Origin of the sequence: Bifidobacterium choerinum (assembly GCF_000741135.1) — a bacterium.
In the GTDB taxonomy this organism is placed as follows: domain Bacteria; phylum Actinomycetota; class Actinomycetes; order Actinomycetales; family Bifidobacteriaceae; genus Bifidobacterium; species Bifidobacterium choerinum.
In genome coordinates, this window is sequence record NZ_JGYU01000002.1 from 236,794 (window position 1) to 250,178 (window position 13,385).

The 13,385-nt window shown below is 65.3% G+C and carries 10 protein-coding genes; 5 read left to right on the forward strand and 5 right to left on the reverse strand.

Going from position 1 to position 13,385, the window contains the following annotated elements; genetic code table 11:
- Positions 1 to 24 precede the first annotated feature (24 nt).
- Together BCHO_RS02015 and BCHO_RS02020 are read left to right on the forward strand one after the other, a co-directional pair.
- Positions 25 to 2,733, forward strand: coding sequence for a glycoside hydrolase family 2 protein (locus BCHO_RS02015; RefSeq protein WP_024541463.1), 2,709 nt, complete (start codon positions 25 to 27; stop codon positions 2,731 to 2,733).
- A gap of 318 nt (positions 2,734 to 3,051) precedes the next feature.
- Complete coding sequence (locus BCHO_RS02020) at positions 3,052 to 4,083, forward strand: LacI family DNA-binding transcriptional regulator (protein ID WP_024541462.1); 1,032 nt, start codon at positions 3,052 to 3,054, stop codon at positions 4,081 to 4,083.
- A gap of 332 nt (positions 4,084 to 4,415) precedes the next feature.
- Here BCHO_RS02020 and BCHO_RS02025 read toward each other — a convergent pair whose 3' ends face one another.
- Positions 4,416 to 5,066, reverse strand: a complete 651-nt coding sequence (locus tag BCHO_RS02025; RefSeq protein ID WP_024541461.1) for a YesL family protein — start codon at positions 5,064 to 5,066, stop codon at positions 4,416 to 4,418.
- Between the two features lie 84 nt (positions 5,067 to 5,150).
- Complete coding sequence (locus BCHO_RS02030; RefSeq protein WP_024541460.1) at positions 5,151 to 5,891, reverse strand: hypothetical protein; 741 nt, start codon at positions 5,889 to 5,891, stop codon at positions 5,151 to 5,153.
- Positions 5,892 to 6,161: 270 nt separating this feature from the next.
- Between BCHO_RS02030 and BCHO_RS02035 the strand changes: the two genes are divergently transcribed.
- The 3 genes from BCHO_RS02035 to BCHO_RS02045 all read left to right on the forward strand — a co-directional run bounded on the left by BCHO_RS02035 (position 6,162) and on the right by BCHO_RS02045 (position 11,512).
- Positions 6,162 to 8,354 carry an alpha-galactosidase gene (locus tag BCHO_RS02035; RefSeq protein ID WP_024541459.1) on the forward strand — a complete coding sequence of 731 codons (2,193 nt, stop codon included), beginning with the start codon at positions 6,162 to 6,164 and terminating at the stop codon, positions 8,352 to 8,354.
- A 120-nt stretch (positions 8,355 to 8,474) separates the two neighbouring features.
- Positions 8,475 to 9,740, forward strand: a complete 1,266-nt coding sequence (locus BCHO_RS02040; protein WP_024541458.1) for an AGE family epimerase/isomerase — start codon at positions 8,475 to 8,477, stop codon at positions 9,738 to 9,740.
- A 299-nt stretch (positions 9,741 to 10,039) separates the two neighbouring features.
- Entirely contained in the window at positions 10,040 to 11,512 is a 1,473-nt protein-coding gene (locus tag BCHO_RS02045; RefSeq protein ID WP_024541457.1) for an amino acid permease, read from the forward strand.
- Between the two features lie 9 nt (positions 11,513 to 11,521).
- On the opposite strand, the gene BCHO_RS09160 is transcribed toward BCHO_RS02045, so the two are convergent.
- From BCHO_RS09160 to BCHO_RS02055, 3 genes are all read right to left on the reverse strand, one after another.
- Complete coding sequence (locus BCHO_RS09160; protein WP_152595878.1) at positions 11,522 to 11,716, reverse strand: hypothetical protein; 195 nt, start codon at positions 11,714 to 11,716, stop codon at positions 11,522 to 11,524.
- 223 nt (positions 11,717 to 11,939) lie between these two features.
- Positions 11,940 to 12,458, reverse strand: coding sequence for a helix-turn-helix transcriptional regulator (locus BCHO_RS08695; RefSeq protein WP_024541456.1), 519 nt, complete (start codon positions 12,456 to 12,458; stop codon positions 11,940 to 11,942).
- 178 nt (positions 12,459 to 12,636) lie between these two features.
- Positions 12,637 to 13,275, reverse strand: coding sequence for a TetR/AcrR family transcriptional regulator (locus BCHO_RS02055; protein ID WP_232513872.1), 639 nt, complete (start codon positions 13,273 to 13,275; stop codon positions 12,637 to 12,639).
- Between the last annotated feature and the right edge of the window lie 110 nt (positions 13,276 to 13,385).

Consider the following 13,385-nt stretch of genomic DNA (forward strand, 5'->3'; position numbering starts at 1 on the left):
CGCCAACCACCAGGAGCACATATCATGACCAACACCCCATCCACCTTCGCACCGCTGTCGAGCGGCTGGACCGTCACCGCGATGAACCCGGAGGTCGTGCCCGCCGACCTGCGCGAGACGCTGACCGCCGGCATCCCGGCGGCCGTCCCCGGCGAGGCGACGCTCGACCTGCTCAACGCCGGTCTCATCCCCGACCCCTTCGACGGCGACAACGAGAACAAGCTGCCGTGGACCGGCGACGTCGACTGGCGCTTCACCTGCACCTTCGAATGGCATGACGACGGCAACACGCGCCACGACCTCGTCGCCTACGGCCTCGACACCGTCGCGACGATCGAGCTCAACGGCGACCCGGTCGCGCAGACCGAGAACTGCCACCGCTCCTACCGCTGGGACATCCGTGAGCTGCTGCAGGACGGCGAGAACGTGCTGACCGTCACCTTCATGTCCCCGGTGCGCTACTCCGACGCCGAGGAGCAGCGCCGCGGCTACTATCCGCACACCGAGCACCACGCCTTCAACCAGATCCGCAAGCCGAGCTACTCCTTCGGCTGGGACTGGGGCATCGACGTGGCCAACGCCGGCATCTGGCGCGAGATCGGCATCGACTCGTGGAGCGGCGTGCGCCTCGCCGAGGTCCGCCCGCTCGTCGACGTCGCCTCCGACGGCACCGGCATCCTCAACGTGCACGTCAAGGTCGAGCGCGAAGGCCACGGCCGCATCATGAACCCGATGGACGCACACAGGTTCCAGACGCCGGTGCCGGTCCATGTGACACTCGAAGGCTATGGCACGATGCTCGAGGCCGATGGATCGGTCGATCAGGGTCGCGACGAGACGACGATCACGATCGCCGTGCCGGACGCGAAGCTGTGGTGGCCGCTCGGCTACGGCGACCAGCCGCTCTACGCCGTCGACGTCAAGGCCGGTGCCGACCTGCAGGCCGAATGGAAGGGCCGCATCGGCTTCCGCACGACATATGTGGACACGCGCGCCGACGACCTCGGCCGCCCGTTCCAGATCTACGTCAACGACGTGCCGGTGCACGCGCACGGCTACAACTGGATCCCCGACGACGCGTTCATCGCGCGCGTGACGAAGAAGGACTACGAGCGCGGCATCCGCGACCTCGTCGAATCGAACTCGAACATGGTCCGCGTCTGGGGCGGCGGCATCTACGAGGCCGACGAATTCTACGATCTGTGCGACGAATACGGCGTCATGGTCTGGCAGGACTTCATGCTCGCCTGCGCCGCCTACCCGGAGGACGCCGAGACGAAGGAGGAGGTCGAGGCCGAGGCGCGCGAGGCGATCATCCGCCTGTCGAGCCATCCGAGCCTCATCGTCTGGAACGGCTCGAACGAGAACTACGTGGCCTACGCCGAATGGGGCGGCTACAAGCAGGCCGTGCGCGACGACGACCTGCCGGCGAACGAATACGGCTACGGCGAGAAGGGCTGGGGCGACTACTACTACTCGGAGCTCTTCCCGCAGCTGCTCGCCGAGCTCGACCCGACGCATGTGTACCTGCCGAGCTCGCCGATGAGCTTCACGAAGTTCACGAACGCGAACTGGGACACCGACGGCACGATGCACATCTGGGACGCGTGGAACCGCAAGGACTACCGCATCTACGCCGAATACACGCCGCGCTTCGCCGACGAGTTCGGCTATCAGGCGCCGCCGGCATGGAGCACGCTCGTCGGCGCCGTGCACGACGAGAAGCTAGAGCCCTTCGGCAAGCAGATGCTCGTGCACCAGAAGGCGATGGGCGGCAACTACAAGCTCGCCCGCGGCATGCGCTCGCATCTGACGCCCGGCCATCTCGACGACGTGAGCTTCGGCGGCGTCGTCAACGGCAAGCCGAGCGACGGCGCGCACAGCTGGCTCATCCCGACCGATAACTGGGACGACATCCAGGACTGGCACTGGGCGTGCCAGCTGCAGCAGGCGCATGCGATGAAGTTCGGCGTCGAGCATATGCGTTCGCTCGCGCCGGTCAACGCGGGCGCGCTCATCTGGCAGCTCAACGACGACTGGCCGGTCGTCTCGTGGGCGGCCGTCGACTTCAACGGCCACCGCAAGCCGGTGTGGTACGCGTCGCGCGACTTCTTCGCGCCGCGCCTGGCGACGATCCAGCCGCGCACGTCGGAGGAGTACCGCGAGACGCACAGCTGGGAAGGCGTCAAGGTCGGCACCGACCACTTCGAACTCATCGTCCTCAACGACACCCGCGAACCGGTCAAGGACACATGGACGGTGCAGCGCGTGACGCTCGGCGGCGACGTGCTCGCGACGCAGACGATCGACGTCGACCTCGACGCGACGTCGCACAAGGGATACACGCTCGACGACGCCATCGTCGACTACGACGACCCGAACGCCGAACTCATCGTCGCGACGCCGTCCGACGACTCCTTCGCGCGCGTCGTCTACAATCCGGCGGAAGTCGTCGACCAGTCGCTCGCCGCGCCGGGCGAGGCCTTCAGCGCGGACGCGAAGCAGGTCGACGGCGGTGTCGAGCTGACGGTGACGGCGAAGGACTACGTGCGCGACCTGTTCGTCATGGTCGACAAGGTCGATCCGAAGGCCACCGTCGACGAAGGCCTCGTCTCGCTGCTGCCGGGCGAGTCGGTCACGTTCCACATCACGACGGGCGCGGACGATCCGCAGGCCTTCGCGGCCGCGAACGTGCTGCGCAGCGCGAACGACCTCAAGCGCGAAGCGAAGTGAGCGGATTAAGCGACCATCAGTGCCATGGCAACTGATGGTCGCTTAACCGTTGTCGGAGCCCTTCGGACGGTTCGGACGACGGCAGAGGCATAATAGGCAGAAACACAAGGGAAAAATCGACCGGAGGAATGCGCCGGCCGACGTTTCCCTATACAATGGTTCTGAAGCGATTCAGCGCCGACGGCCCCATCACGGGGCGCCGCACAGATCGCGGGGTACCAACGACACAACGCACGCCGTCCGCGCCAACGGACGGCAACCACGGAGCGCAGCGGCACAGCGGCGCGCATGCGGCGTGACGGGACGGGAGAACACGACATGGCGGCACAGAAGACGAAGGTCACGATCTTCGACGTGGCGAAGGCATCGGGGGTGTCGAGCAGCGCCGTGTCCTACGCCCTGAACGGAAAGCCGGGCGTCTCCGACACGACGCGCGCGAAGGTGCTGCAGGTCGCCAGGGAGCTCGGCTGGAAGCCGAACGGCGCCGCGCAGTCGCTCGCGCAGGCGAAGACGAGGCGCATCGGCCTGATCCTCAGCTACGACCCGCAGCTGCTCGCCGTCGAACCGTACATGATGAGCCTGATTTCCGGCCTCGGCGCCGAACTCGAGGAGAAGGACTACTCGCTGCTCGTGCGGATGTCGATGGACAGCGACGACGAGGACTCAATCATCGAGGACTGGGTCGCGACGAGCAACGTCGACGCGATGCTGCTGCTCAATCTGGAGATCGGCGACCCGCGCATCGAACTGATGAAGCAGAACCCGCAGATGCCGGTGCTCGCCGTCGCCGACGCGTCGCTCACCGCCGGTCTGCCGACGCTCGCGAGCGACGACGCCGCCGCCGTCGGCCTCGCCGTGCGCCACCTGTACGATCTGGGACACCGCAACATCGCGCGCGTCGCCGGCCCCGAGGAACTCGGACACTCGTACATCCGCGACGCCGCGTTCTCCGAAGTGACGGCCGAACTCGGCGTACGCTACCGCTGCCTGCACACCGACTACACGCCGACGGCCGGCGCCGACGCGACGAAGCGGCTGCTCAGCGTCAACCCGGCGCCGACGGCGATCATCTACGACAACGACGTGATGGCGCTCGCCGCGGAAGGCGTCGCGGCGACGCTCGGCGTCAAGGTGCCGGAAGATCTGTCGATCATGAGCTGGGACGATTCGTTCATGTGCGAGGCGGCGCACCCCGGCATCACGGCGCTCAACCGCGACATCGTCGAAGCCGGGCGCATCGCCGCGTCGCTGATGCTCAAGCTCATCGACGGCGACGACGTGGACGTCGTCGAGGAGCCGCCGTACGAGCTGCGTGTGCGTGACTCGACGGGTCCGGCTCCGGAACGCTGAGATGTGCGGCGCGCAGACGCCGCATGGGAGAAGAAAGACGGCAGCGGCCCCGCCTGATCGCACAGGCGGGGCCGCTGCCGTCTGTACAGGGTCCATACGCGAACGGAATGGCCGCGATGCGCACCGGTGACGGTCGCGAAGGGAGCCGTCAGCGAATGCTTCGGGCGCGCAATGCATCGGTGACAATCGCGGGAGGGGTTGTCAGCGAACACTTCGGGTGCAACGTGCGGCGATCGCGTTCATGTGGAGGGGGGAGTTGCGAACGTCTTGGGTGCAGGATGCGGCGGTCGCGTTCGCCTATCGGGAAGAGAGCGGCCGCCGAGCGCGGTCCATCAGGCGTCGTGGTCGGCGGGCGTGTCGCGCGGCTTGAGCTGGAAGGCCCTGCAGGTCCAGGTCATGATCGCCCACATCGAGACACCGGCGCCGAGGACGCACCACAGAATCGGCACCCAGACGACGGCGCCGGGCACGAACCACATCAGCACGAAGGGCAGCGCGATGAGCGCGACGTTGCCGAGCGCCAGCAGCGGCTTCATCAGCGACAGTCGTACCGACTGGCGGATCTGCTCCCACCAGGACAGCTTGCTGCGACCGGACAACGGCAGCACGAAGGACAGCATCATCGCGACGATGACGAGCGCGCCGAGCGTCACGCCGTAGAAGACCGACGCGGAATCGCCGGTCTGCCGGGAGATGTACCACAGGTCGACGGCGCCGATCGCGAACAGGACGATGAACAGCAGCGAGAACAGCATGTTCACACCGAAACGGCGCTTGATCGCGCGCCAGAACGTGCGGAAGACGCCCTCGTCGGTGTCCTCGACGATCTCGCGCGCGACCTCGCACGCGGCGGAGGTGGCCGGACCGATCGTCACGATCGGGATCGAACAGACGAACCATGCGACGGACAGCATCGCGAGGTCGCCGATGCGTCCCATGACGACGTTGAACGGATTGTCCTGACGGAACAGGCTGGAACTCATGGCGGTGTCTCCTCTTGTTGTCGTTGCCTCGTTGGAATGCGGATTGTGCGGTGTCACGGATTGTGCGGCGCGCCGCCGTCGGAATCAACGGTACAGGTACTCGATGAAGCGCTGCGCGTTGTCGGTCTGTTTCGTGTTCGCGACGACGCCGATGAGCGCGGCGTCGTCGGTCGCGAAGTCGTGCAAGCGTTTCGCGTCGTCGAGTCTGAGGCCGTACGGCTCCGCCTTGCCTTTGCCGGTGCCGGAATCGTAGACATCGTCGCTGAGCGCGGAGTCGTCGAATCCGTGGAAGTCCTCGACGTAGGCGTGCAGGTCGCCGTATTCGTCGGCGGGCAGCGTCGATTTGAGATTCGTGAAGTAGCCGTAGCCGGCGAGTTCGCGGAAGACCTGCGGCGGCGCGATGACGACGTCGATCTGCTCGCTCGAGATCATCGTCTGCAGTTTGGAAAGGCCGTCCTTCTTCGTATCGAAGTAGTCGTCGATGACGACGTCCTTCCCGAGCGTCTTCGTGTACTGCTCTTGCAGTTTCGTCGATTCGCCGAGCGGCAGCGTGCTGTCGACGACGGCCGCATACAGCGCCGGGCGCTCGCGCGGCGAGACGAAACGGACGATGACGAAGGTGCACAGCGCGATGACGATGACGGCGGCGATGCAGGGGATCAGGAAATGCTCGCGGAAATAGGTGGCCTTCTGGCGCATCGGCAGTTTCGCGAACACATACAGCTTCGATCTGCCGGCGTACTGCGGCGCCTGCGTGAGCGAATCCACGGCCGCGCGCTGGGATTCGGTGAGACGGTCGTCCGGCGAATGCTTGTCCGCTGCCATGGCATCCTTCCTCTCGTCGTACGTTCCGGCGGCGTCGCCGGCGGCTGCGGCACTGCGATGACAAGCGCGGCGGCCGTCTCTGCGGCGGCGCCCGGGCGGCACGTCGGCGTGTCGAAGTGAACCTCAGCCATGTTCTGTTTGCGTTACTTAACCGCTTAATTTATACTGATTGAACGAAAAAGTCAACCCCTTGTCATGCGCCGACGGCGGAGCTTACGGGGGAACTGAATACGCGGTGGCGACGGCCGCGGATGCGCGAAGGAGACAACGATGTTCGACAACGGAAACCATGTGGTGCTGCGACGCGACGACGTGTGCGTCGTGCTCAAGACGCCGGACGGCGAGATGCCGCAGGTCGAGTACTGGGGACGTGATTTCGGCATGCCGACCGCCGAGGACATGCTGGCGATGCTCGACGTGATGACGCTCAAGGTGACGCCGCCGGACGAGAAGCCGGACGCGGCGCTGCGCCCGTCGCTGCTGCCGCAGGGCGCCGAGGCCTTCTCGGGACGTCCGGGACTCGAGGCGTACCGCGGCGAGGCGCCGGTGTTCGTACGCTGGACGTCGGTGACGACGGCGGTCGGCGCGCACGACGGCGCGCAGGAAGGCGCATCCGACGTCCTCGACGTGCACGCCGAGGACGCCGTCAACGCCGTCGCGCTCGACATGCGTCTCGAACTGGCCGAAGGCGGCCTGCTGCTCGCGAAGGCCACCGTGAAGAACATCAGCGACGACGCCGAGCCGCTCGCCGTCAACTGGCTCGACCTGACGATGCCGATCCCGCGCCGCGCCGACCATCTGACGCAGTTCACCGGACGCTGGCCGCTCGAGAAGCAGCCGGCGACGACGGCGCTGCCGGTCGGTTCGGTGACGCGCAACTGCCGCCACGGCAAGACGAGCCACGAAAGCCCGTGGATGTTCATCGCCTCCGACGGCGAGCCGAAGTTCGCCGCCGGCGAGGTGTGGACGTGCCATCTCGCCTGGAGCGGCAACCAGACCTACCGGATTGACAGCCTGCCGCAGCACGAGGCGCTGCTCGGCGCCGGCGAACTGCTCGGCCCTGGAGAGATGCGCCTCGCCGCCGGCGCGACCTATACGACGCCGCTCGTGTGCTTCTCCTACTCCGATCAGGGCCTCGACGGCGCCGCAAGCCGCTTCCACCGCTGGCTGCGCGCGCTGCCGCAGCATGTGCGCACCGACCGTCCGGTGACGCTCAACACCTGGGAGGCCGTCTACTTCGACCATGACGAGGCGACATTGATCCGGCTCGCCGACCTCGCCGCGAGGGTGGGCGTCGAACGCTTCGTGCTCGACGACGGCTGGTTCCATCTGCGCCGCGACGACACGAAGGGCCTCGGCGACTGGATCGTCGACCCGGCGGTATGGCCGAACGGTCTCGACGCGCTCGCGAAGCATGTGCACGACCTCGGGATGCAGTTCGGCCTGTGGTTCGAGCCGGAGATGATCAACCTCGACTCCGACTGCGCGCGCGAGCACCCCGATTGGATCCTTGCGGCGCCCGAGGCGGTGCCGTGCCGCGCCGACGTCTCGTACCGCACGCAGTACGTGCTCGATCTGGCCAATCCGGACGCCTACCGACATGTGCACGACCAGATGGCCGACCTCATCCGCAAGCTCGGCATCGACTACATCAAGTGGGACCACAACCGCGACGTGGCCGAGCCGGTGCACGCCGGCCACTACGGGCTGCACGCGCAGACCGAGGCCTGCTACCGCCTGTTCGACGAACTCAAGCATGAGTTCCCCGGCCTGGAGATCGAAAGCTGCGCGTCGGGCGGCGGCCGCACCGACGCGGGCATGCTGCAGCACGCCGACCGCATCTGGGCCTCCGATTCGAACGATCCGCGCGACCGCGTGGACATCCAGCGCTACACCGAACTCATCGTGCCTCCGGAGATGATCGGCGCGCACATCGGACCGAGCCCGGCGCACTCCACATGGCGTGCGACCGACCTGTCCTACCGCGCGGCGATGTCGCTCGAAGGCTGCTCCGGATTCGAATGGAACATCCTCGAATGCACGCCCGAGGAGCTCAAGCAGATCACCGGATTCGTCGCGCTCGTCAAGGAACTGCGCGGCATCCTGCACTCCGGATCGGTGCACCACGCCGACTTCCATGACCCGGCGCTGCGTGCGCGCGGCGTCGTCAGCGACGACGCGACGCGTGCGATCTGGGTCGTCGCGACCGTCACGAATCTGCGCGACGTCGTCACCGAGCGGCTGCGTCTGCACGAGGTGCGCGACGACCGCGTCTACTGCGTGCGCATGCGTCAGGAGATCGGCGAATCGCGTTGGGGATGGAACACACCCGAATGGATGCGCGACGCGCGCACCGAGGACGGCTTCGTCGTCGGCGGCGCGCTGCTGAGGAACGTCGGTCTGCAGATCCCTCCGCTGTGGCCGATGCAGGCGATTGTGCTCGACATTCGGGAAGTGCGGTGAAACTTGCCACTTAAGCGCTTCAGTGATACGCTCGGTATCGAACGCATCACTGAAGCGCGCATGGCCGCCACGGTCAGGCAACGTCAACGAAGACAACGGATGACAATCGGAAGGAAGACGATGACCACCACCAATGCGAAGTATCAGATCGGGACGCCGGAGAACAAGAAGTTCCTCGACATCTCCCGCGACAACCTCATCGCGTTCGGACGCCACTTCCCGGCCGTCGACGGCAGCTCGTACTGGCTCGGCGACGACGGCACGCCGTGGAAGGACCGCAACCGCGCGACCTGGATCACATGCCGCATGACGCACGTCTACTCGCTCGCGACGCTGCTCGGCGTCGACGGTGCCGCCGAACTCGTCGACGACGGCATCCGCGGCCTGCGCGGTGTGCTGCACGACGAGGAGAACGACGGCTGGTACGCCGAGATCACGCCGGGCATCTGCCATATGCCGACGAAGCAGGCCTACGCGCACGCCTTCGTGCTGCTGGCGGCGTCGTCGGCGCTGCTCGTCGGCCGTCCCGGCGCGAAGGAACTGCTCGAGCAGGCCGAGCACGTCTATCTGACGAAGTTCTGGGACGACGAGATCGGACTGAGCGTCGACACATGGAACACCGAGTTCACCGAACTCGACAGCTACCGCGGTCTCAACGCGAACATGCATTCGGTCGAGGCATGCCTCGCCGTCGCCGACGTCACCGGCGACGAAAGCTGGCGTGAGCGTGCCGGCCGCATCATCGGCCACGTGCTCGTCTGGGCCGAGGAGAACGACTGGCGCATCCCGGAGCACTTCGACTCCGACTGGAAGCCGCAGCTCGAGTTCAACGCGGATAAGCCGGACGACCAGTTCAAGCCCTACGGCGCGACGCCGGGCCACGGCATCGAATGGGCGCGCCTGATCGCGCAGTACGCGCTGTCCGTCTACGGCAAGGACGGCGTGCTGGACGGCGAGGGACGCAAGTATCTCGACGCGGCCGAGCATCTGTTCAACCGCGCCGTCGAGGACGCCTGGGGCGCCGACGGCGCGCCGGGCATCGTCTACACGACCGACTGGGAAGGCAAGCCGGTCGTGCATGACCGCATGCACTGGACGCTCGCCGAAGGCGTGAACACGGCCGCGACGCTCTACCACGTCACCGGCAAGCAGGAATACGCCGACTGGTACGCGACGTTCCTCGAGTACATCGACACCTATCTGATGGACCACAAGCACGGCTCGTGGTTCCATCAGCTCAACCGCAGGAACGAGGTCATCGACACGGTCTGGCCGGGCAAGTCCGACCTGTACCATGCGACGCAGGCGATGATGATTCCGCTGCGCGACCCGGCGCTCTCGATCGCCCCGGCGACGAAGAAGGGCGTCGAGGCGGGGCTCGACTGAAGGTCTGACGGGGGACGGTCCTGAATATGCGTTCGGCCGCCGTGGCAGCCACGGCGGCCGGGTCTGCAGAGTCTCGTAGGCTACCGCGCCTTGACGTAGCTGCGCTCGTCTTTCGGCTCGGACTGGATGTGTGTGGTGTGTGCTCCGCGCGCCTCGTGTCCATGCCGATTGTGTCCTTGCACGGCGCACCGTAACAACGCGTCCGTAGAATGGAATCAGCCGTCCACGCATTGCGCGTGGCGCGGCCTTCTTCCATGCCGTGGACGCCCGTCCCCGGCATCGCGATACAAAGGACGATCATGGCCTCCACATCCGAAGTGAGTGAGCAGCCGCAACAGCTGCGCAAATCATTGAAGAACAGGCACATCCAGCTCATCGCGCTCGGCGGCGCGATCGGCACCGGCCTGTTCTACGGCTCGAGCGAATCAATTGCGCTCGCCGGCCCATCCATTCTGCTCGCCTACATCATCGGCGGCGCCGCGATCTTCATGATCGTGCGCGCGTTGAGCGAGATGAGCGTCGAGGATCCGAAGGCGGGCGCGTTCAGCTACTACGCGTCGCGCTACTGGTCGAAGCGCGCGGGGTTCGTCTCCGGATGGAACTACTGGTTCAACTATGTGCTCGTCTCGATGGTCGAGCTCGCCGTCGTCGGCTCCTTCGTCAACTACTGGTTCCCGAACATTCCGCAGTGGGCGTCGGCTGCGTTCTTCCTTGTGCTCATCACGATCCTCAATCTCTTCGGCGTCAGCGAATTCGGCGAGTTCGAGTTCTGGTTCGCGTTGATCAAAATCATCGCCGTCATCGCGATGATCGCCGGCGGTCTCGCCGTCATCGTCATGAATCTGCCGACCGACTCCGGTGTGCGCGCATCGTTCGCGAACTGGTTCACGGTCGGCGGTGGATTCTTCCCGAACGGCGTGATGTCGCACACCGCCGACGGCCACTGGACGGGTCTGCTGATGGCGCTCGTCGTCGTCATGTTCAGCTTCGGCGGCACCGAGCTCATCGGTGTCACGGCGGGTGAGGTCGAAGATCCGCGCAAGACGATCCCGAAGGCGACGAACGGCATCATCTGGCGCATCCTCGTCTTCTATGTGGCTGCGCTCGGCGTCATCATGGCGGTCGTGCCGTGGAATCGCATTGATGGCAGCATGAGCCCCTTCGTGCAGATCTTCGACTCGGTCGGCGTGCCGGTGGCCGCCGGCATCCTCAACTTCGTGTGCCTGACGGCCGTCATGAGCGTCTACAATTCCGCGCTGTACTCGAACTCGCGCATGCTGTATTCGCTCGCACGCCAAGGCAACGCGCCGGCATATCTCGGTCGCGTGAACAAGCGCGGCGTGCCGGTGGCGGCCGTGCTCACGAGCGCCGCCGTCACCATCGTCGCCGTCGTCGTCGTGTTCCTATGGCCGCAGTTCGCGTTCAATTATCTGATGTCGATCGCGACGATCGCCGCGATCATCAACTGGACGATGATCATGATCACCGAGATGCTGTTCCGCCGCCACGTGGCCGCCGGCGACGGTCCGGGCCGGCTGCATGGATTGCATGGTGAGGAGGCGCTCGGCAAGATCCAGTTCAAGCTGCCGGGATGGCGGTGGACGCCGTATCTGATTATCGCGTTCCTGGCGATGGTGGCGGTGCTGATGTGCTTCTCGCCGAGCTACCGCATCGCGTTGGTCGCCGGTGTGATCTGGCTCGCCGTGCTGTTCGCCGCCTACGCGCTCACGTCGAAGGCCGGTGAGCGGCATCGGGAGACGAAGGGGCGCTGAGCGTGTCTGTCATCTGCCCATCCGCGCGGCGGCCACCATCGCACGGATGGGCAGATGGCGGCGTGTAATCGGGAAGGCTGGTCGATTGAAGCTTAAGGCGACCGCTATTGCATAACTCGCGTTTTCGGCGATGTCGTCGAGTGATGCGTCGCGTGCGGCGGCAGGATGGTTAGTGTGTTCGGGGAAACGCACAAATGCGCACATGGTGGTTGACCATACGCACATATCCGTTTGAAATCAATCGGAATCGCTCGGTTGGATCGCCCATGACGAGGAGAACATCGGGGCGTCCGCCGCATATCTCGTGATAGTCGAGGAAATATCGAGATATGCGGCGGACGTTCCGGTGATATGCGCGCAAGTCGGGTGGTTGGCGATGCGTATGGCGATTCACGCACCATGCCGGAGCTGGCCGCGTGCGGCGTAGTCAGCGCGTCGGCTCGTCGTTCTTCTTGCCGCGCAGGCGCGGCTTCGCCTTCGCGATCTGCTGCATGCTGCCGGAGGCGTACAGCGCGCCAAGCGCCAGCATGCCGGCGACGAAACCGAGGCACGCCTCCGCCACATGGGACCACGGCGCCGTGTCGGCCAAGCCGTTCGCCTCGATGATGCAGTACGTCGCGAACATCACGAATGCGAGCGAGAACAGCACCGTCATGCGATGGTTCCGCCTTTCGTTGATCTGCGCGTTGTAGTCCGCCACTTTGCCCATCGTCGTGTTGTCGATCATTTCGTCACCTTTCCCTTCGCCGTCGAGGATTTCGTCGACGCTGATTCCATAGATCTCTGAAAGCAGCACGAGCAGCGAAAGGTCGGGCATCGTCGATCTGGTCTCCCAACGGGACACGCTCCGGTTGGAGACGCCGATCTGATCCGCGAGCTGCTGCTGCGTCCGGCTGTGCTCAAGCCGAAGCTCCCTGAGGAACGTACCGATATGCTTCTGGTTCATCGTGCCTTTCCTTCCGTCGGTCGTGGAGTGCTTTCGAGCATCAGCATGGCACTGCGTTGGCGGCGACACGTACATCTTCGCCGGACATAGGCCGAGAACTCGGGCGCTGACCGGTAGATGGACATAGGACACCATTGCCCAATGGCGGAATTCCAACGAAAATCGCTGATAACGGCGGCTAGTGCGCCGATGTGTCCGACGCGGTCTCGTGAGGCATGCCCATGCTGATGATGGTCTGGGCGATCTCCTCCGGGGTGGCCTGCAGATCGGTCTCCAGCCAGTACTGGATGAGGCCGAGGCTGCCGTGGATGGCGAACTGCGTGCGCATGACGTCCTCGAGGGCGCTTTGCGAGTCGGGGAGCGTCACGGCGATGCGGTCGTAGCGCTCGTAGATCAGGCCGATGAGGCGTCGCTGGAAGTCGACGTCGGCGCGGGGGCTCAGCAGGACCTGCAGATGGCGTTTGTTCTGCGCGATGTACCGGCAGACCTGCACGATCGCGTTGTCGAGTTCGGCGCCGATGGCGTGCTGCCGCTCGGCCTGCTCGAGCATGTCGTCGAAGGTGGCGGACAGCCAGGAGAAGGTCTCGTTCTCGATTGTGCCCAGCAGATCCGGCAGATCGTCGTAGTGGGCGTAGAACGTAGAGCGGTTGACGTCCGCCTTGGCGCACACTTCGCTCACGGTGATGGCGCTCAGGGGTTTCTCGCGCAGCAGTTCGATGAGCGAATCCTCGATGACCGTGCGCGTGTATCGTGTGCGACGGCTTTCCGTCAGCGCCTTTGCCATGATGCCCTCGTCCTCCTTCGCGTCCGCCGTCACGGCGACACACTATCCAACTGGTAGTTGCGAAAACAACACTGTGTTGATTTACTAGTGTACAACACGATGTCACGGAAGGCGTGCGGCGGTTCGGCGCCGGATGCCGGAGC